Annotated in this window: 13 protein-coding genes and 5 pseudogenes; 10 read left to right on the top strand and 8 right to left on the bottom strand. The window is 71.3% G+C overall.

Annotation, left to right across the window (positions count from 1 at the left end):
• The first annotated feature begins 384 nt into the window (after positions 1–384).
• From ACILRH_RS23345 to ACILRH_RS23320, 6 genes and pseudogenes are all read left to right on the top strand, one after another.
• Positions 385–663 carry a hypothetical protein gene (locus tag ACILRH_RS23345; protein ID WP_395696483.1) on the top strand — a complete coding sequence of 93 codons (279 nt, stop codon included), beginning with the start codon at positions 385–387 and terminating at the stop codon, positions 661–663.
• A pseudogene (locus ACILRH_RS23340) lies at positions 626–901 on the top strand (ABC transporter permease subunit); the annotation flags it as partial. The gene ACILRH_RS23345 and the pseudogene ACILRH_RS23340, both read left to right, overlap by 38 nt.
• A 99-nt stretch (positions 902–1,000) precedes the next feature.
• Positions 1,001–1,165, top strand: coding sequence for a hypothetical protein (locus ACILRH_RS23335; protein WP_395696485.1), 165 nt, complete (start codon positions 1,001–1,003; stop codon positions 1,163–1,165).
• 179 nt (positions 1,166–1,344) lie between these two features.
• Complete coding sequence (locus ACILRH_RS23330) at positions 1,345–2,064, top strand: aspartate/glutamate racemase family protein (RefSeq protein ID WP_395696481.1); 720 nt, start codon at positions 1,345–1,347, stop codon at positions 2,062–2,064.
• Positions 2,065–2,129: 65 nt separating this feature from the next.
• A complete protein-coding gene (locus tag ACILRH_RS23325; RefSeq protein ID WP_395696479.1) occupies positions 2,130–3,683 on the top strand; it encodes a hydantoinase/oxoprolinase N-terminal domain-containing protein in 1,554 nt (517 codons plus the stop codon).
• Entirely contained in the window at positions 3,680–4,786 is a 1,107-nt protein-coding gene (locus ACILRH_RS23320) for a DUF917 domain-containing protein (RefSeq protein WP_395696478.1), read from the top strand. Before ACILRH_RS23325 ends, ACILRH_RS23320 begins: the two co-directional genes overlap by 4 nt.
• Here the strand turns inward: ACILRH_RS23320 and ACILRH_RS23315 are convergent.
• Together ACILRH_RS23315 and ACILRH_RS23310 are read right to left on the bottom strand one after the other, a co-directional pair.
• The gene (locus ACILRH_RS23315) at positions 4,772–6,346 is read right to left on the bottom strand and encodes a PucR family transcriptional regulator (RefSeq protein ID WP_395696476.1); all 1,575 of its coding nucleotides are present in this window, start codon (positions 6,344–6,346) and stop codon (positions 4,772–4,774) included. The two genes, ACILRH_RS23320 and ACILRH_RS23315, sit on opposite strands and share 15 nt — an antisense overlap.
• A complete protein-coding gene (locus ACILRH_RS23310) occupies positions 6,343–7,419 on the bottom strand; it encodes a DUF917 domain-containing protein (RefSeq protein ID WP_395696475.1) in 1,077 nt (358 codons plus the stop codon). Before ACILRH_RS23310 ends, ACILRH_RS23315 begins: the two co-directional genes overlap by 4 nt.
• A gap of 190 nt (positions 7,420–7,609) precedes the next feature.
• Here ACILRH_RS23310 and ACILRH_RS23305 point away from each other — a divergent pair, with 190 nt between their 5' ends.
• From ACILRH_RS23305 to ACILRH_RS23290, 4 genes are read left to right on the top strand one after another with little or no spacing between them, the layout of a single operon-like run.
• Complete coding sequence (locus tag ACILRH_RS23305; RefSeq protein ID WP_395696473.1) at positions 7,610–8,812, top strand: sugar ABC transporter substrate-binding protein; 1,203 nt, start codon at positions 7,610–7,612, stop codon at positions 8,810–8,812.
• Entirely contained in the window at positions 8,809–10,392 is a 1,584-nt protein-coding gene (locus ACILRH_RS23300; RefSeq protein ID WP_395696471.1) for a sugar ABC transporter ATP-binding protein, read from the top strand. The genes ACILRH_RS23305 and ACILRH_RS23300 overlap by 4 nt, the downstream gene beginning before the upstream one ends.
• 33 nt (positions 10,393–10,425) lie before the next feature.
• Positions 10,426–11,454 (top strand): ABC transporter permease, encoded by a 1,029-nt coding sequence (locus ACILRH_RS23295; RefSeq protein ID WP_395696469.1) that lies wholly within the window; start codon positions 10,426–10,428, stop codon positions 11,452–11,454.
• Complete coding sequence (locus ACILRH_RS23290; RefSeq protein ID WP_395696468.1) at positions 11,454–12,467, top strand: dipeptidase; 1,014 nt, start codon at positions 11,454–11,456, stop codon at positions 12,465–12,467. The genes ACILRH_RS23295 and ACILRH_RS23290 overlap by 1 nt, the downstream gene beginning before the upstream one ends.
• Here the strand turns inward: ACILRH_RS23290 and ACILRH_RS23285 are convergent.
• The 6 genes and pseudogenes from ACILRH_RS23285 to ACILRH_RS23260 form a co-directional block, all read right to left on the bottom strand.
• Positions 12,447–13,181: pseudogene (locus tag ACILRH_RS23285) on the bottom strand (LysR family transcriptional regulator substrate-binding protein); the annotation flags it as partial. The gene ACILRH_RS23290 and the pseudogene ACILRH_RS23285 sit on opposite strands and share 21 nt — an antisense overlap.
• A gap of 103 nt (positions 13,182–13,284) precedes the next feature.
• Positions 13,285–13,407, bottom strand: a pseudogene (locus ACILRH_RS23280) (LysR family transcriptional regulator); the annotation flags it as partial.
• A gap of 596 nt (positions 13,408–14,003) precedes the next feature.
• Positions 14,004–14,231: pseudogene (locus tag ACILRH_RS23275) on the bottom strand (transposase); the annotation flags it as partial.
• Between the two features lie 44 nt (positions 14,232–14,275).
• A complete protein-coding gene (locus ACILRH_RS23270) occupies positions 14,276–16,219 on the bottom strand; it encodes a tyrosine-type recombinase/integrase (RefSeq protein ID WP_395696466.1) in 1,944 nt (647 codons plus the stop codon).
• Positions 16,216–17,268 carry a tyrosine-type recombinase/integrase gene (locus ACILRH_RS23265; protein ID WP_395696464.1) on the bottom strand — a complete coding sequence of 351 codons (1,053 nt, stop codon included), beginning with the start codon at positions 17,266–17,268 and terminating at the stop codon, positions 16,216–16,218. The genes ACILRH_RS23270 and ACILRH_RS23265 overlap by 4 nt, the downstream gene beginning before the upstream one ends.
• Before the next feature lie 108 nt (positions 17,269–17,376).
• A pseudogene (locus ACILRH_RS23260) lies at positions 17,377–18,393 on the bottom strand (IS256 family transposase); the annotation flags it as partial.
• Positions 18,394–19,067: the final 674 nt, after the last annotated feature.

Raw genomic sequence — 19,067 nt, 5'->3', positions numbered from 1 at the left:
TCATCGAGCGCTCCTTCAACGACCACAAGCAGTGGCGCGGGATCGCGACCCGCTACGACAAGCTCGCCACGGTCTACCGAGGAGCGGTCGTCTTACGTGCCATCACCATCTGGCTCGCGACTTAGGAGACACGCCCTAGGTGTGGCCGGAGCGAGGAGAGTCCGCGCTCGTCGCAGGTCAACGCACGCTCTGTAGCTGCTGTCAATCGCCATTGTCGCTCGAAAGTGGGGCCGATCCGACTTGGCGTTCTCGTTCGAGCCCCGTTGGCAAGGGCTGGCGGCGTCACAGAAGAAGACCTTCGTCCGATCGCCGTGGTGATCTCGACGTGCCGGGACATCTCGTTCGCTCGGCCGCGCCCTGAACGTGTCGCGTGACTACGGCATCGTGGCCAGCTTCTCGGTGCTGTTCATTGTCCTGGCCGTGAGCAACGAGACCTTCTTCAGCACGACGAACCTCCTCAACCTGCTGGACCAGCAGTCCTACATCCTGATCGTGGCGGCCGCAGGCACCCTCGTGCGCATCGGCGGCGGGATTGACCTCTCGACCGGCGCGACGTTCGCCTTTCCGTCGTGGTCGTGGCCATCATCACCTCCGGAGGCAACGTCGTCGTCGCCAGCGATCCCGCGTGGCAGGCGTACGGGCGCAAGCAGATCGGCAGGGTGACCCTCGGCGTCATCACCATGGTCATCGTCCTCGCCTTCTGTGCCTTCCTCCTAAACCGGACGACCTACACCGTCAACTCCTCGCCACGGGTGGGAACGAGGACGCGGCCTGGCTCTCGGGGATCTTGGTGCACCGGGTCCGCACCGTCACCTACGTGCTTAGCGGCCTGTCCGCGGGCCTTGCCGGGGTGCCCATGTCCTCTCGCGTGGGCACGGGACAGTCCGACTCCGGGGGCGACGGCCTGCTCTTCATCGTCACGCCGGGATCGTGGTCGGCGGCACCACCATCATGGGGGGCGTCGGCGCCATCTGGCGCACGGCTCTGGGGGTGCTCTTTTGTGACGATGATCAACAACGGCTTCACGCTGCTGGGACTCGACTCCACCTACGAGCAGATAGTGCAGGGCCGGCTCGCCTCATTCTGCTGGCTGTCGGTCGGGACGCGCGGTCGAAGAAAGTCCGATGACCGTGGCCTCGCGGGCGCGCGCGCCCGGACGACCTGAGGCTCCACGACAGACCTACCTGGTGCGGCCCAGGACCAGCCCGATCCGAGGAAGAGCGTCCGGCGGCGCCCGTATGTGCAACGAGCCGCCCCATAGCCTCAAGAGTTGGCACTTTGCACATGGCCGTCCGGACCGTCGGACGCGCACGATGGGCGCAACCACTCCTGGGAGGTGCGTCCATGAAGCTCACTGTCGTCAGCCCGTTGCTCGGCGAGGAATTCGCCGACGGCGTTCGCAAGGAGGTCGCCCAGTGGGCGGGCCTGGACACCGAGATCGACGTCGTCAAGGTCGAACGGGGCGTCGCCTCCATCGAGTCCGAATACGACGAGGCGCTGGCCGGCCCGGGAATCCTCGAGCAGGTCGAGCGGGCGGTCGAGCGGGGCGCGGAGGGCGTATTCGTCACCTGCTTCGGTGACCCCGCGGTCCACGCGGCCCGGGAGATCGTGGACGTCCCGGTGGTGGGCGGCTTCGAGCCGGCCATGCTGAATGCCCTGTCCCTCGGCGAGTCCGTCGGTGTCATCACCGTGCTGGACAACGTGGTGCCCATGATCCGCGGCCTCGTGCGCCGCTACGGGCTGACCGACCGGTGCAACTCGGTGCGCGTCGTCGACCTTCCCGTGCTCGCCCTCGACGCCCACGAGGTCCTGCTGGAGCGTCTTTACACCGAGGCCCGCTCCGTCGTGGACAGCGGCGAGGCGGACGTGATCGTGCTGGGCTGCACCGGGATGATCGGTGTCGCCGCCGCGGTGCAGGCCCGGCTGGAGTCCGACGGGGCGTTCGTGCCCGTCATCGACCCGACGGGCGCTGCCATCCTCTGGCTGGAGTCGCAGATCCGCCTCGGGGTCCGCCCTAGCCGCGCGACGTACATGCCGCCGCCCCCCAAGGAACGCCGCATGTGAGTTCGCCCGCAGCGGCACTCGCGACGTTCGGCTCCACATCCTCTGAGTTCGGAAGGCACCAGCACATGCGCATCGGGATCGATGTGGGAGGCACTAACACCGACGCCGTCCTGATGGACGGTCACCAGGTGATGGGGGCGGTGAAGTCGGCGACCCAGCCCGACGTCTCCTCGGGTATCAAGGCGACCCTCGAGAGCCTGCGGGAGCAGCGTCCGTTCGCGCCGGAGGACATCCGGGCCGTGATGATCGGCACCACGCACTTCATCAACGCGCTCGTCGAGGCCCGGCACCTGGCCCCCACGGCGGTGCTGCGGTTGGGGCTGCCCGCGACCAGCTCGCTGCCGCCGCTGGTCGACTGGCCGGAGCGGCTGGTGGAGGCCATCGGCGGGCGCGCGTACCTGGCGCACGGTGGCCACGAGTTCGACGGGCGGCACATCGCGGAGCTCGACGAGGACGAGCTGCGCCGGCACGTCCAGGACATGGTCGCGCACGGCATCCGCTCGCTGGCGATCTCGTCGGTGTTCTCCCCGATCAACTCCGAGTTCGAGCTGCGGGCCGCGGAGATCGTCGCCGAGGAGGCCGGGCCGGAGATGGCCGTCTCGATGTCCCACGAGATCGGTCGCGTCGGGCTGCTCGAGCGCGAGAACGCCACGATCATCAACGCGGCCCTGCGCGAGCTCGCGCTGGGCATCGTGGACGGGCTCGCCGGCACGCTCGCGAGCCTCGGCATCGACTCGCCGCTCTACCTCAGCCAGAACGACGGCACGCTGATGGACATGGACTTCGCCCGCCGCTACCCGGTGGCGACCTTCGCGTCCGGGCCCACCAACTCCATGCGCGGCGCCGCCATCCTCTCCGGGCTCAAGGACTGCGCCGTCGTCGACGTCGGTGGAACGACGAGCGACGTCGGGGTCCTGACCAACGGCTTCCCGCGCGAGGCGACCACCGAGGTCACCGTGGCGGGGGTGCGCACGAACTTCCGGATGCCGGACGTGCTGAGCATCGGCATCGGCGGCGGCAGCCTGGTGCGCGGCAACGAGGCCGGCGTGACCGTGGGCCCCGACTCCGTGGGCTACCGCCTGACCCAGGAGTCCCTGGTCTTCGGCGGCAGCACCCTCACGGCCACCGACATCGCGGTTGCGTCCGGACGCGCCGACATCGGTGACCGCTCGCTCGTGGCGCACCTCGACCGCGCCACGATCGAGGCGGCGCTCGCCCGGATCGGCAGCGACGTCGCCGACGCGGTCGAGCGGATGCGCACCTCGGCGGACGCCCTGCCCGTGGTCGCCGTCGGAGGCGGCTCGATCCTGCTTCCCGACCAGCTGGAGGGCTGCGGCGACGTCCACCGTCCCGAGCACTTCTCCGTCGCCAACGCGATCGGGGCCGCGATCGCCCAGGTCGGCGGCATGGTCGACCGGATCTACTCCATCGCGCCCGGGCAGCGCGACGCGATCTGTGACGAGGCCCGGCAGGAGGCCACGGACCGCGCCGTCGCGGCCGGCGCCGATCCGGAGACGGTCTCGATCGCCGACTTCGACGAGGTCCCGATCCCCTACCTGCCCGGCAACGCCACCCGGATCCGCTGCAAGGCGGTCGGTGACCTCTGGATGGAGCGATGAGCATGCGCGTGACCCCGACCGACCTGATCCCGATGGCCCGCGGCGCGGCCGTGCTGGGCGGCGGCGGCGGCGGTGACCCCCACATCGGGCGGCTGCTCGCCGCGAGCGCCATGCGCGAGCTCGGCGACGTCGAGATCGTCTCCCCCGACGAGGTGCCCGCGGCCGCCTGCGTGCTGCCCATCGCGATGATGGGTGCGCCGACGGTGATGGTCGAGAAGATCCCGTCGGCCGGCCAGATCTCCCTGGCGCTGGAGACGCTCGCCCGCTACCTGGGCCGCACGCCCACCCACGTCGCCTGCATGGAGGCGGGCGGGGTGAACTCCATGGTGCCGTTCGTCGCGGCCGCCCGCCTCGGGCTGCCGCTGATCGACGGCGACGCCATGGGCCGCGCCTTCCCGGAGCTCCAGATGGTGCTGCCCACCATGTCCGGCGTCTCGGCGACCCCGATGTCGATCGTCGACGACAAGAACAACAAGGGCGTCTTCGACACGATCGACAACAACTGGGCCGAGCGACTGGCCAGGTCCGCGACCATCGACATGGGCTGCGCCCCGATCGTCTCGCTCTACGCGATGTCCGGGAGCGAGGTGCGCGACTGCTTCGTGCCCGGCACGCTCAGCCTCTGCCTCTCGATCGGTTCGGCCATCGAGAGCGCGCGGGCGGTCAACCAGGACCCGGTGGAGGCGCTGGTCGGCGCCCTGCGCGGGAAGCTGATCCACACCGGGAAGGTCGTCGACGTCACCCGTCGTACCGTTGCCGGGTTCGCCCGCGGGGAGGCCGTCGTCACCGGGCTGGACGCCGCCGCCGGGAGCCAGCTGGTCCTGAAGTTCCAGAACGAGCACCTCATCGCCGAGCTCGACGGCGAGGTGCTCGTCACGACGCCGGACCTCATCGTCGTCGTCGACGCCGAGACCGGTGAGCCGATCACGACCGAGACCCTGCGCTTCGGCCACCGGGTCGCGGTCGTCGCCGCTCCGATGGACGAGCGGTGGCACACGCCGGCGGGCATCGAGCTGGTCGGGCCCCGCTACTTCGGCTACGACGTGGACCCGATCCGGTTCGACGGCACCCCCTCGGAGGGCGTCCTCCTAGCCCACGTCTGAGGGCGGGATCCAGATCGTCCGGCAGGCGAGGTGCAGCGCCAGCCGTTCGGAGGGGTCGGCGAGGTCGACGGCGAGCAGGGACCGGATGCGGGCCAGCCGCTGCGCGACCGTGTTGCGGTGGATGCCCAGGATCGCGGCGGTCTCGGAGACCGACGACTCCTCGTCGAGGTACGTCGTGAGCGTGTGCAGCAGGTCGCCCGGCTGTCCCTCCAGCGGCGCGAGGAGGGACCGGGCCGCTGGCTGGAAGGTGTCGGTCCGGGTCCAGGCCAGGAGCGTCTGGCCGAGACCCAGGCGGTCCACGTGCAGGAACCGCCCGCTGGCGACGCGGCCGGCCGCCAGCCGCGCCGCCTCCCCGGCCTCGCCCAGGGTCCGCGCGACGCCCCGCGGGCCCGCGTGGTAGCGACCGACGCCCACGGCGGTCGCGGTGGTCGCCGCGAGCCGGCGCTGCGCGCTGCGGATCTGGCCCGCTCGCGCCTCGACGTCGGCGCCGCGCGGCTCGTCCTCGAACGTGATCCAGGCCGACCACCCGTCGCCCTGCTCCACGACGACGGCGTCCATCCCCTCCGCCTGGAGCGCGCCGACCACCTCGGGACGCTGGGCCACGGGGTCGACCTCGGGGCCGGTGTCGATCCGGATGCCGAGGTGCCAGCCGTCCAGGCGCCACCCGGCCTCGAGCGCGCGACGCCGGGTGGTGGGTGCCACGTCGTCGGGGGCATTGAGCAGCTCGCCCAGCAGCGAGGCGCGGGCCCGGGCGTCCCGCTCGACGGCCAGCCGGCGCAGGCTGGCGCGCTGGCCGATCACCGCCGCGGCCACGGAGAGGGCCGCACTCGCGGCGGCGCTCTCGGCGGGCAGGTCGTGGGGGAGCCGGGTGACCAGCCACACCGTGGCGTCCCGCGCCGTCGTCGGCGGCACCGGGTGGGCGATCAACAGCGCCGAGCCGGAGAGCTCGACCCGCTGGGTGACGCGGTAGCGGGCCGCCGCCGCGGTGAGCGTCCCGGCCACGGCCTCGCGGTCCTCCTCCGCGACCACGTCGCAGCCCAGGAGGGTGTCGCCGCCGGGGGCCAGCAGGGCCAGGGGCCGGTGCAGGACCGAGCCGACGGCCTTCATCACGTCCTCGACCCCCTCTCCGGACCGGGCGGCCGCGGCCGTCACCCGCAGCACGGTGTCGGACACGTGCAGCTCTACCTCGGCGACCAGCCTCCGTGCGGACAGGGCGGCGGCCAGGGGGTCGTCCGCCCCGAGCACGGTCAGGCCGACGCGCGCGGCCAGGGCTGACGACGGCTGCGAGAGCGGGGACGAGTCGCCGATCAGCAGGGCCGAGGCACGGCCGGCGGCGGCCGTCTGGATCAGGACGTCGATGTGCCAGTCGTCGCGCAGCGGCGGCTGCAGCACGGTCAGCAGCTTCCCCTCGAGGTCGGCCGCCCGACCGCGGATGTCGGCCACCATCGCGACCCCGCCGACCGTCAGCGTCGGCGCCGGCGGTGCCGCGAGCACGCTCACCTGTCGCCAGTCGGCGTGGGCCAGCAGGGCGACGAGCGGGACGGGCGAGGCGGCGCTCACGGCCGACCGCCCAGGAGCAGGGGCGGGCTGTCGATGGCGAACGCGGCCGGGGACACCCGGTCGAGGTGGCCCGGTGCGAGCCACCACGCGGGAGCCGGCAGGACCACCACGAACACCTCGTCGCCGCGCCGGAGGGCGTCGACCGCCAGTGGCCGGTTCGTCCGGCGGTCCAGCAGGCAGATGAGGTCGGGGACCGTGGCCCGGGGCTCGCCGTCGACGAGCACCATCAAGAACTCGTTCTCCGTCTCGATCCGGAGCACGGGGCCGTTCCGGTCGAGGACCGTCACCGACGACTCGGGTTGCAGCCCGCCGCCCGCGCTGTGCCGCAGCACGTCGTACACGCGGCCCTCACCGAGGACCTCGCCCCCCAGCACCTCCGCGACCTCCGCGGCGTCCGCCAGCACGCGCAGCGAGCCGTGGGCGCGCCCGAGCTCGAGCGCCCGGCCCAGGGTTCCCACGCAGGCCGTCTCGTCCAGCAGGGCGGCGGGGCTCGGCGGGAGCGCGAGGGCCGCCCAGCCGCCGGTTCCCGCCAGCGCGGCCCGGATCGTCCTCTCCACCTCGGTGGCGGAGGCGCTGTCGACGAGCAAGGTGTGACCGCCCGGGAACGCGAGGGCGCACGGGGTCAGGGGCAGCTGCGCGGTCACCCAGGTCAGCTGGTCGAGCCGGGGCAGCCCGCGTCCGGCCAGGTCCGCGTCGACGTACGGCAGCCCCAGGCGCAGCGTGGCCACCAGCGCGGTGACGCCGTTCAGGCCGGCTGTCTCGATCCCCATCACCGCGTCCGGGGCCGCGCCGGTCCACCGTCCGGTCGCGGCGACGGCCGCGCCGAACTCACCGCCGCTGGGGAGCTTCTCGGTGAACACGCTGGTGGCCCCCACCATCCCCACCGGCACGACGCTCGCGCCCCCGAGGCCGCCGGGTGCGTGCAGCACCAGCTCGCCGTCCCCGAGCTGCGAGCGCAGCACGGAGGCGAAGGGCTGCGGGTCGCCGGCGCCGCCCGAGCCCAGCAGGCACAGGCCGACCGCTAGTGCCTCGAGGTCGGCCGCGCGCAGGGTCCGGGAAGCCGGAGGGCTCATGCCCGCATTATTGCATCCGGCCGCCGGTCCGGGGGGCGATCCGTGTGCAGGTGGCCTTGCCCTTGAGGCGCGACCGAGCGATGTGCACATATGTCCGAGGATCCGACGTTGGGACCATGAGGTAGTCGCAGCACCAGTGGGGTGCCGGCCACCGGCAGTCGCCGCGGATGACAGTGGAGGAACGCAAACGATGAAGAAGCAGATCCGGTCTGCACCGGGCGTGCGGCCGCGGCGGCTCGCGGTCGCCGCGCTCCTGCTGCCCCTCGTCCTGGCGGCCTGCTCCAAGCCGGGCGACCCGGCGTCGGGCGGCGGCGAGTCCGCGAAGGGCGAGGTCTCGCAGGCCGCCACCGACACGGTCGAGAAGTTCAAGGCGGTTCCGGAGTTCGTCTCGCCGGGTCCCGCGGTGGACGTCGCGAGCCTGGCCGGCAAGAGCGTCTTCGTCATCCCGCTGCTGACGACCAACGACTACAATATCCAGATCAACGCGGCGATGGAGCGGGTCGCGAAGCTCGCGGACGTCGACTTCGAGGTCTACACCAACGAGGGCCAGCCCAACCAGTGGGTCGCCGGCATGAACCAGGCGATCGCGAAGGGCGTCGACGTCATCATCCTCAGCGGCGGCACCGACCCCCGCGCGCTGGAGCCGCAGATCAAGGAGGCCCGGGACCGGGGCATCAAGGTCGTGGTGAGCATGTTCTGGGACACCTCGGCCCAGTTCGCACCCGACTGCTCCGGGCTCAGCGTGGACTGTGTCGACGGCGTGGACGCCATCGTGGCCGCGCCGTACCAGACCGCCACGCGCCTGGACGCCGACTGGATCGCCGTCGACTCCGAGGGTGCCGCGAAGATCCTGGTGGTGACGTCGAACGACGCGGGCCCGAGCCCGGGCCAGGAGGCCGCCTTCAAGGACGAGATCGCGACCGCCTGCCCCTCCTGCGAGGCGACGTTCGCCAACGTGCCGATCAGCAAGTGGACGACCTCGGTGCAGTCGACCGTGCAGTCCGAGCTCGTGCGCAACCCCGACATCGACTACGTCGTGCCGCTCTACGACAACATGGCCAGCTACGCCGTCGCCGCCATCACCGCGGCCGGCAAGCAGGGCCAGGTCAAGGTCGTCACCTTCAACGGCACCCCTGCCGTGCTCAAGATGATCCAGGACGGCGACATCGTGACCATGGACGTCGGGGAGTCCCTCGAGGGTGCCGGGTTCGCCGCGATGGACAACGCCTTCCGGCTGATGGCCGGCATGGAGCCCTCGCAGGTGGCCGACATCGTGCCGGTGCGGATCTTCGACACCACCAACATCGACGAGGCCGGTACCCCGCCGGAGGTGAACAAGGGCTACGGGGACGACCTGGAGGCCCAGTACCTCGAGGTCTGGGGTCTCGGGTGACCGATCCGGCCCGCCCGGTCCTCCGGATGAGGGGCGTCGGCAAGACGTTCGGCCTCACCCGGGTGCTCCAGGACGTCGACCTCACCGTGCGCCGCGGTGAGGTCCACGGGCTGCTCGGCCAGAACGGGTCGGGCAAGTCGACGCTGATCAAGATCCTCGCCGGGTTCCACACCCCGGACGAGGGGTCGATCGAGCTCGACGGCGTGTCGGTCGACCTGCCGCTGTCCGCCACGGATCGGCGCAAGCACCGGCTGCGGTTCGTCCACCAGGACCTGGCGCTGCTGCCGTCGTTGACGGTGCTCGAGAACCTGCTCGCCGACGACGTCGCGACGGGGCCGGGCATCCGGCCCCGGCGGCGGCGCGCCGAGCTCGCTCGCGCCACCGCGCAGTTCGACCGGTTCGGGATCTCGCTGCGCCCGGACACGCTCGTGCGGGACATCTCGCGCCTGGACCGGGCCAAGCTGGCGATCGCCCGCGCCGTCAGCCACCTCGGTGACGATGACGGTGACGTGGCCGGCGCGGGTCGGGGGCTGCTGGTGCTCGACGAGCCGACCGCCTTCCTGCCGCACAGCGAGGTCGGCGAGCTGATCGCGCTGATGCGGGCGGTGGCCGCGCAGGGCACGGGCGTCCTGTTCGTGTCGCACGACCTCGACGAGGTCCTGACGGTGACGGACCGCGTCAGCGTGCTGCGCGACGGCCAGCTGGTCGGCAGCGAGGACACCGCCTCGCTGGCGCGCGGGGATCTCGTGCGGTTGATCGTGGGCCGGGCGGTCTCCGTGTTGAGCGCCGGCTCCGCGCCCGTCCGCGCGAGTCAGGAGCGGCCGCGGCTCCAGGTGAGCGCGCTGCGCGGCGGGGCGGTGCAGCACCTGGACCTGAGCGTGCACCCGGGTGAGGTCGTCGGCGTCACCGGCGTGATCGGGTCCGGGTTCGACGAGGTGACCCAGCTGCTCTTCGGGGCGCTGCGGGCGAGCGGCGGGTCGGTCGCGATCGACGACCTCGCGCTCGAGGCGCGCCGGCTCTCGCCGGCCGCGGCGATCAAGGCCGGCGTCGCCTACCTCCCCAGTGACCGTGCGGTCCAGGGCAGTGCCCCGAGCCTGACCGTGGGGGAGAACGTCGCGCTGCTCTCGCTGCGCAAGGGTGGCGGTCCCTTCGCCCTGACCGGCCGGAGGCTCGAGCGGCACGCGGGCCGGCTGCTCCGCGACCTCGACGTACGTCCGCCCGAGCCGGCGCTCGCCTACGCCTCCCTCAGCGGCGGCAACCAGCAGAAGGCGATGATGGCCAAGTGGCTGGTGACCGGCCCCAAGGTCCTGCTGCTCAGCGAGCCCACGCAGGGTGTCGACGTCGGGGCGCGCGAGCAGATCTTCACCCTCATCGCCGAGGCCGCCCGGCAGGGCTGCGCGGTGGTGTGCTCGAGCTCCGATCTCGACCAGCTGGCCCAGATCTGCAACCGCGTGCTGCTCATGCGGCGCGGTGTCGTCACGGACGAGGTGCACGGTGAGGCCGTCACCAAGGCCGGCCTGACCGAGATGCTGTTCGCCGACGCGGTGGTCAGGTCGCCCCGCGCCGCCTCCGACGCCTGATCCCCCCCATCACCGCCCGTGAAGAGAGTCGACATGTCAGTGGGTACAACTACCGGTAACGGCACGGACGCCGTCGCGCCGACCCGGCCGGGCGCTCGTCGCTGGACCTCACGCATCGAGGCCGGCGCCCTGCCCGTGGCCTGGCTCGTCGTCTTCGTCGTCTTCGCCGTGCTGCTGCCGGACACGTTCCTGAGCACGGCGAGCGTCTCGAACATCCTGGGATCGCAGGCGGTCCCGCTGGTGCTGACGCTGTGCCTGGTGCTGCCGCTGGTGTGCGGCGACTACGACATGTCGGTCGCGTCCGTCGCCACCCTCACCGCCATGGTGATCGGCATCTTGAACGTCAACCACGGATGGTCGATCGGCGCCGCCATCGCGGCGGGCCTCCTGGCGGCCCTGCTGGCCGGGTTGGTGAACGGCGCCGTGATCGTGATCTTCGGGGTCGACTCGCTGATCGTCACGCTCGGCACGGGGACCGTGATCCAGGGCCTGGTCCTCTGGATCAGCGACTCCACGACGGTCAGCGGCATCTCGACCTCGCTGGTCGACCTGGTCATCGGCTACAAGCTGTTCAGCGTCCCGGCGGCGTTCTACTACGGCCTCGCGCTCTGCGTCGTGCTCTGGTACTTGCTGCAGCACACCGCGCTCGGGATGCGCATGCTCTTCATCGGCCGGGGCCGCGACGTCGCCCGCCTGAGCGGCATCGCGGTCCCCCGGGTCCGCATGGGTGCCCTGGTGGCGTCGGCCGGCCTGGCCGGCGTGGCGGGCACCCTGTACGCCGGCACCACCGGCTCGGCGGACCCGAGCTCGGGCACCTCGTTCCTCCTGCCGGCGTTCGCCGCGGTCTTCCTCGGCGCGACCACCGTGATCCCGGGCCGCTTCAACGCCTGGGGCGCGTTCATCGCCGTCTACTTCCTCGCCACCGGCATCACCGGGCTCCAGCTCCTGGGAGCGGAGAGCTTCGTGCAGCAGCTCTTCTACGGCGGCGCGCTGGTCATCGCCGTCTCCCTGGCCCAGCTGGCTCGCCGCCGCGAGGCGAGCAGCGCGGGCGCCGCCTCCTGATGGCGGTGCCGACGCTGCCGGTGGCGGACTGCCACAACGACCTGCTGCTGGGTGTCCTGCACCAGCGTGAGCGGGGTCTGGCCGACCCGTTCGGGGACTTCTGGCTACCACAGCTGCGGGCCGGCGGCGTGGCCCTCCAGGTGCTCCCGGTCTTCACCGAGGAGCAGCACGTGGGGGAGGGCGCGCTGCGCCGGAGCCTGCAGGTGCTCGAGGAGGCCCGCCGCCTGGCCGACGTGCACGCCGCCGACGTGGCGATCTGCGAGCGGGGCGACCAGATCCGGCCCACGATCGAGAGCGGCCGCATCGCGCTCGTCCTCGCCCTCGAGGGCTGTGAGCCGGTGGGCCACTCCCTCGAGCTGCTCGACACCTTCCACCGCCTCGGCGTCCGGATCGCCTCGATGACCTGGAACCGCCGCACGATGATGGCCGACGGGGTCGGTGAGCAGGACGCCGGCGGCCGACTGACGACCCTCGGCCTCGAGGCGGTCGCCGAGATGGAGCGCCTCGGCATGCTTGTCGACGTCAGCCACCTCTCGGAGACCGGCTTCTGGCACCTGGCGTCGGTCGCGACCAGGCCCTTCGTCGCGAGCCACTCCTCCTGCCGGGCCCTGCAGCCACATCCGCGCAACCTCACCGACGAGCAGATCCGGGCGGTGGCCGACAGCGGCGGCTTCGTCGCCGTCAACGGGTTCGGCCCGTTCCTGTCCGACGCCCCCACCGTGGACTCGTTCCTCGCCCACGTCCAGCACGCGGTCTCCCTGGTCGGGTCGGAGCGCGTCGCGCTCGGCCTGGACTTCATGCGCGACCTCGTGGACGCGGTGGATCCCGTGCTCTCCGGAGCGCTGGTCCATCCCGATACCCTGCCCTGGGTCGGCGGCCTGGAGCGACCCGCGGACCTCGCCGCGCTCGCGGCGCGGCTGGAGGAGACGTTGGGGCCGCGAGCCGGCCGTCAGGTATGTGCCGACACCGTCATCGGCACCCTGGAGCGGCACCTAGACCTCCCACCACGCTGACTCGCGCGATGGCGGGAACGTGTCGTCCGCGCCCGGGACGAGCGCTGCCCCGGCTGCGGCCCTTCCAGCATCGGGGCGGTGGTGCGCACCAGGTCGACGAACCGGCAAGCGAGCTCGGACGGCTCCGAGCGGCTGTACACGCTGAGCGGACCGCCGGAGTGGTGGCCACGGTTCGCGCTGGACCACGTCGAGGTGGTCCGGGACGACGTTCGCGGGGAGCAGGGCGGGGCCCATCCCGCTGCTGGCCAGCGAGGCGGCCGTCAGGAACTGCGTCGTTCGCACGGTCGCTCGAGGCGGCGCCATCCCCGCTTCCCGCAGGTGAGCCTCGATGAGGTCGGTCAGGCCGTGAGATCGATCGAACAGCACCCACCCCCGACCATCCAGCGTGTGCAGCCCCGCCGTCCCCGCCGAACGGGGCGCTCCGGCGAGGGCGCCGTGGGCGTAGGGCCGGATCACGCGCACGAGGGGGTCCTTGGGAGTCGTGACGATCACGAAGCGTTCCTGACCGATGGGCAAGTTTGGGCCGGAACACGCGACCGGCGTGGGTCCGACCGCCAGTTCGGCGGTACCCGCGGCGGTGAAGTCCTCGAGCTGCCGGCGGTGCGCGAACTCCGAGACCCGCACCGAGATCTGCGGGATCTCGGCGTGCCAGCGGGCGAGCGGCTGCAGGACGCCGACGGCGATGGACATCACGGTGGCGAGCTCGAGCTCCCCGGCCGGACCAGCACCGACCGCCGACCTCGTGGAAGGCGCGGAAACCCCTGCGCGCGGAGGCGATCGCCGCGCGCGCGTGGGGGAGTGTCGCCTCGCCGGCCTGGGTGAGCCGAACGCCGTTGGAGAGCCGCTTGAAGACCGGCGAGCCGAACTCGCTCTCGATCGTGCGGACTTGCTGGGACAGCGCCGGCTGGGAGATGCGCTGCGCCTCGGCGGCGCGCGAGAAGGATCCGTCTCGGCGATCTCGACCGCGAACTCGAGCTGCCGGAGCGTGACGTTAAGCCGCGGGAAGCCATAAGAAGGGGTTATCGCCGAAGCCGGAAGATGTATTGGACCGGATGCATCGGCCCAGGCAGGGTTGTGGCCGTGCTCACCCCAGGCCGCGACGCGACGCTTCCGGCCCGACGGCTCTCGCCAGCGTCGTGATCGCCGAGAACGTCGAGGGCTGGAGCGCGGAGATCGTGTCCGACTTCCGCGCCAACGCTTTCTACTACGACGTCGGCAGCCAGCTCTTGTTCTAGGACGACGACATCAAGTTCCGGGACATCCGGCTCCAACCGGGCGAGCGCCTCTGCGCGCTTCGGCACGTGCTGGACTACTTCTGGACCGCCTTGACCGACGGTGAGAGCGTCTAGCACGTCGACGACGGGACGACCCGCCAGCCAGCCGGGCGGAAGAACCTTGCAGGAAGTCCACGGCTCGGTGTGCGCTTGGCAGATCGCGCCGCGCTGTGCAAGCGGAGCGATGGTTCTGAGAGGCCAGCCCAAGGGTCAAGTCCCGTGGCGTGGTGTACGAAGTTGATCCTTCGGATGGGCGTGTTGGTCAGGCCGTGAGGGCCTGGAGTTCGGGTTCGGTCACCTCCTCGATGACGGGTGTCGTGTCGACGGCTTGGGCGCGGGCGAGGACGTCGAGTCCGAGGTAGCGGCGGCCCTCGACCCATTCGTCGTGCTGCTCGGCCAGGACGGCTCCAACGAGGCGGATGATGCTGGCTCGGTTGGGGAAGATCCCGACGACGTCGGTGCGGCGGCGGATCTCTCGGTTGAGGCGTTCTTTTATCCGGCCCTCGCGGCCGGGGCAAGCCTGTGTGGCTTGCGCTACTGATGTAGGAGCCGGTCGAGGTGGCCCTGAAGTGCGGCTGCGACGGTGGAGTGGCGTTCGGCCTCGCTGGTCCACCCGCGGGCTTGGGCGTCGACGTGGAGGGCGTGGACGTCGTCGAGTTGGTCGGTGAGCGCTGTGGTGAACTCGGGGGCTGGGGTGTAGTTGTCGCAGGTCTCGCAGATGTTGGCGTAGGGGCAGGCGCCCTGTGCCTCGTGCCGCGAGCAGTAGCCGTGGGCGACCCTGGTCTTGAGCATCTCGCTGGCCAGCCAGGCCACCTTGTCCGGGACGATGTGCCGTCCGACCGGGGTGAGGGTGAGCTGGCGACGCATCTTGCCCATGGCCTGGTCGTAGGCGTCCCGAAGGGTCGGCGATGCCAGAGCCGCGTAGCGCAGCGTCATCTCGGGGGTGACGTGCCCGAGAAGCGCCATCAGGGCCTGCAGGGACATGCCGGCGTTCGCCAGGGAAGTGGCATAGGTGTGGCGCAGCTGGTGCGGGGTGATGGTGATCGGCTCACCGCTTCGGTCGAGCAGGCCGGCGGAGCTCGTCGCGGCGGTGAGCCCGTTCCGCAGACGGGTAGCGCCGAGACGTCGTCCTCGCTCGGTGAACACGAAGTCGGTGGGCCGGCCGGTTCGTGGGTGCGGGATCGGACGGTGGCTTCCGCGTTGCTGAGTCCAAGCGTCCAGCGCTCGCAAGGTGTCCCCGTCGAGGGGGACGACGCGCTCGGTGGCGAGCTTGCCGAGTGGGACGCGCAGCCAGGTCCCGGTGGCGCCGTAGTCGATGACGGCGTCGAGCTCGAGGTCGAGCAGTTCGCCGACCCGCAGGCCGCACCCGCGGAGGAGTCTGAGACCGGTGCGGGCGAAGGTGTCATCCAGCCCGTCGACGGCGGCCATGAGCCGCTGGTCGACGTCGGGGGCGAGGGCGCGTGGCAGGGGCCGGTCGAGCTTGGGGACGTCGGCGGCGAACACCAGGCGCCGGTCGGGCGCGTCGGCCCAGCCCCAGGCCGCGATGTCCTCGAGTAGGTTCCGGATGGTCAGGACGGTGGAGTGAGCGACGGCTGCGCCGATCGGCTGCTGGCGGGCGCGGCGGCCGCGCCAGGGGCGGGTGCGGTTCCAGACCAGGAACTCCTCGACGTGGCTGCGCTCCAGAGACCGGAGGGTGGCGACCTCGGGGTGGTGGGTGGTGAGGAACTCCGCGAACGGCAGCAGGTCGTTGACCAGGGACTCCACCGACTTGGGTCGCAGCACGCTGGCGCGGGTCTGGACGTAGCGGAGCAGGACGACCCTGATCTGCTCAGCCATCGGCGTCTCGGCGAACCGCTGCTCCAGGGTGCGCGACCACGGCCGTCGTCGGGGCGGCTGGTCGTGGACGCCGATCTCGAACAGCACCTGCCGAAGGCTGGCCAGACGGCATCGATAGGCCTTGAGCGAGGAGCGCGGCAGGCGCATCGAGCCAGCGAGCGCGTCATCGAAGGCATCGGTCACCTCACGGGTCAGGTCGCGGACGCTCCCTCCGTGCCAGGCGAGGATCACCGCGAGGCATTCGCCCAGCACGGTCTCGACCCAGTCCTGGGTCCAGCCCAGCTTGAGGCCGGCGGCGCGCGCCGAGGCGAACTCGTGGGGATGCGCGGATTCCACGATGGCGCCGAGGCCAGTCAGGTTCTTGGAGACCGCCAAGTCGATGTCGAGGCGGAGAACCCCGGTGCCGATCAGGAAGGCCAGCAGCGGCCAGGCCTTGGTGCGGCGCAGCTCGACCAGCCGGTCCGCAGCCGGCTCGCCCATCCACGCGTGCAGGTCGGGGTGGTCAGCGAGCAAAGCGCGTGCGGCGCGGAGCCGATCCCGTAGCGCACGGTCGCTGCAGCCGAGATCCCTGCAGTGCTCCACGTAGTCGCCCAGCCAGTCGTGGTCGGCGGTGGTCGCGACTCGTGCGACCGAGGCGGTCATCGCGCACCCGCTTGGGTGGCGCGGGCCGCGGCGTACTCGGCGGCGAGGTGCTCGGTGGTCAGGTGGACGTAGCGGCTGGTGGTCTCCGGGCTGGCGTGGCCCATCAGCTCCCGCAGGGCGAGCAGGTCGATGCCGGCGGCGGCGAGCTCGGTGCCATAGGTGTGCCGGAGCCGATGCGGCCGGACCCTGACCGAGCCGGATGCCTCGCGGTGTCGTCGGAACAGCGACCGCAGCCCCGCCTCGGTCACCGGGGCGCCGGTGGTGGGGCCGCGCAGCACCACGAAGCACTCCGGCGTCGCAACACCTGGCGGGCGCTCGAACCGCAGGTAGCCGGACAGTTCGGCGAAGAACGCCGCGTCGATGGGCACGACGCGTTCCTTGCCGCCCTTGCCGACAACTCGGACCCGGCGGCGGCCCTGGTCGACGTCGGGGAACCGCAGGCCGCGGACCTCGGCCGAGCGGAGCCCGCCCAGCAGCATCGCGAGAACCATCGCCCGGTCGCGGTGGGTCCGCAGCCCCGCCAAGAACGCCTGCACGTCGGTCAGGTCCAACGACTCCGGGAGCCGTCGTGGCTCGCGGACCAACCGTCCCCCGCCACGCGCACGGCCCGGGCCGAGGTGGCCCAGCAGCCCCCGCGAGGTGGGCCGCAGCCCCTGCCCGCGGCGCGGCGCCGGGACCGGGTTGGACTCCCGGGCCCCAGTCATGACAAGGAACTCGAAGAACGCACGGGCCGCAGCGACCCGCCGGTTGACCGTGGCGGGAGCCGACCCTCGCCGGGCCAGCCGAACCACCTCGCCGGCGTCCCCCTTCCGCACGCCTTGCCAGTCGACCCAGGCGAACACATCGACCGGCTCGACCTCGCCGACCCCGACCGCCCGAAGCTCAAGGAACCTGCCCAGGTTGACCAGGTCGAACGCATAGGCGCGCACCGTCGCCGGCGAGAACGCACGCGCATCGAGGTGCTGCAGGAACGCGTTGGCTCGCTCGGTCCCGGGCCAGTCACCGGCCAGCCGGTGCGTCCCCTCCACCCTCGTCACGGACACGGTCATCGCCGATCTCCCTTCGCCTACCACCCAGGATCGGCAGCGAGGCCGCCGCCGGCCCGGACCTCACGCGGCGAGCGGGAACGTGTCGCTCGAGGGCCGGTTAACAGATAGGGGGTTGTTGGACCAGATCTGTCGCCAGATCTCCTTGGGGAACGGGGTGAACGCGAGGATGTCGGCGCGGGCGTTCTCGAGGTGCTCGGCCACGGCGGGGAGCTTCTCGTGCAGGGCGTCGACGACGCGGTCGAACTGGGCGTGCACGGCCTCGGCGTCGGGCTGGTCGTAGATCGAGTGGAGCAAGGCTTTGACCCAACCCCACGAGCTCTTCGGGGTCGCGGACATGAGGTTCGCGGCGTAGTGGGTGCGGCATCGCTGCCACCCAGCGCCTGGGATGGTCGCGGCGATCGCTGCGGTGAGGCCGGCGTGGGCGTCGCTGGTGACCAGCTTGACGCCGGACAGGCCGCGGGCGGTCAAGTCGCGGAAGAACGCCAGCCAGCCCGCGCCGTCCTCGGACGAGGTGACCTGGACGCCGAGGATCTCGCGGTGCCCGTCGGCGTTGACGCCGGTCGCGACGAGCACATGGACCGGCACGACGCGTCCGCCTTCACGGACCTTGAGCACGAGCGCGTCGGCGGCCACGAAGGTGAACGGTCCGGCGTCGGTGAGCCGGCGGGTGCGGAACTCCTCGACGTGCTCGTCGAGTTCCTTGGCCATCACCGAGACCTGCGACTTCGACAGGCCGGTGATCCCGAGGGTCTGGACGAGCTTGTCCATCCGACGCGTGGAGACGCCGAGGAGGTAGCAGGTCGCCACTACCGAGACGAGCGCCTGCTCGGCGCGCTTTCTGCGTTCGAGCAGCCACTCGGGAAACAGCGAACCCGTGCGGAGTTTGGGGACCGCGACGTCGAGAGTGCCCACGCGGGTATCGAGATCGCGGTGGCGGTAGCCGTTGCGGGAGTTGACGCGCTCTTCGCTGCGTTCGCCGTACCCGGCGCCACACACGGCGTCGGCCTGGGCGCCGAGCAGGGCGTTGACGAACGTGGTGAGCAGATCACGCATCAAGTCAGGACTGGCCTGGGACAGCTGCTCGTTCAGGAAGCGGGCAGGGTCGATACTGGGTACAGCGGTCATCGCGGTGTTCCTTCTTCGAGTTGGTTTTGAGAGATCACTCGAAGGATCCACCCGGTGGCCGCGCCTACGTTGGAGGCACGCGCTCACTCAGGTCCGTCGTACACCACTCTGCTGGACTCCACTAGCCCAAGTCCAACGGGGCAAACGGTGATCCGCCGAACGCGAGGCCGCCATCGATGGTGATCACCACAAAGTCAGCAGAAAGTCAGCCCGAGAAGGGCCGAGAGAGTCTCGGGCAAACAGGTACCATTCAAGGTGTTCGGCAACGTGATCCGTCCGCAGGCTTGAAGATTGAGCGAGTTGGCGCAAGATTGGACGAGGGAGTCCGAGCGATTCCAGCGTCCCGTCCATTGGAGAAGGTCAGGGGTTCGAATCCCCTCAGCTCCACAAACCACCGGGGCCTGACCAGCGGAAACTCGCTGGCGGGTCCCGAGTGCTTTTGCTCCCCTTCGTCGAACTCGACGGAAACTCGACGGAAACCCGGTCCTGCGGGCCTTCTGGCTGTCAAGCAGCCCGCGCTAACCGCGCTCCGCCCCTAGGGCGTGTCTCCTAAGTCGCGAGCCAGATGGTGATGGCACGTAAGACGACCGCTCCTCGGTAGACCGTGGCGAGCTTGTCGTAGCGGGTCGCGATCCCGCGCCACTGCTTGTGGTCGTTGAAGGAGCGCTCGATGA

Source organism: Nocardioides sp., from assembly GCF_044226765.1.
In the GTDB taxonomy this organism is placed as follows: domain Bacteria; phylum Actinomycetota; class Actinomycetes; order Propionibacteriales; family Nocardioidaceae; genus Nocardioides.
This window is presented reverse-complemented; position numbering and strand designations above follow the sequence as displayed.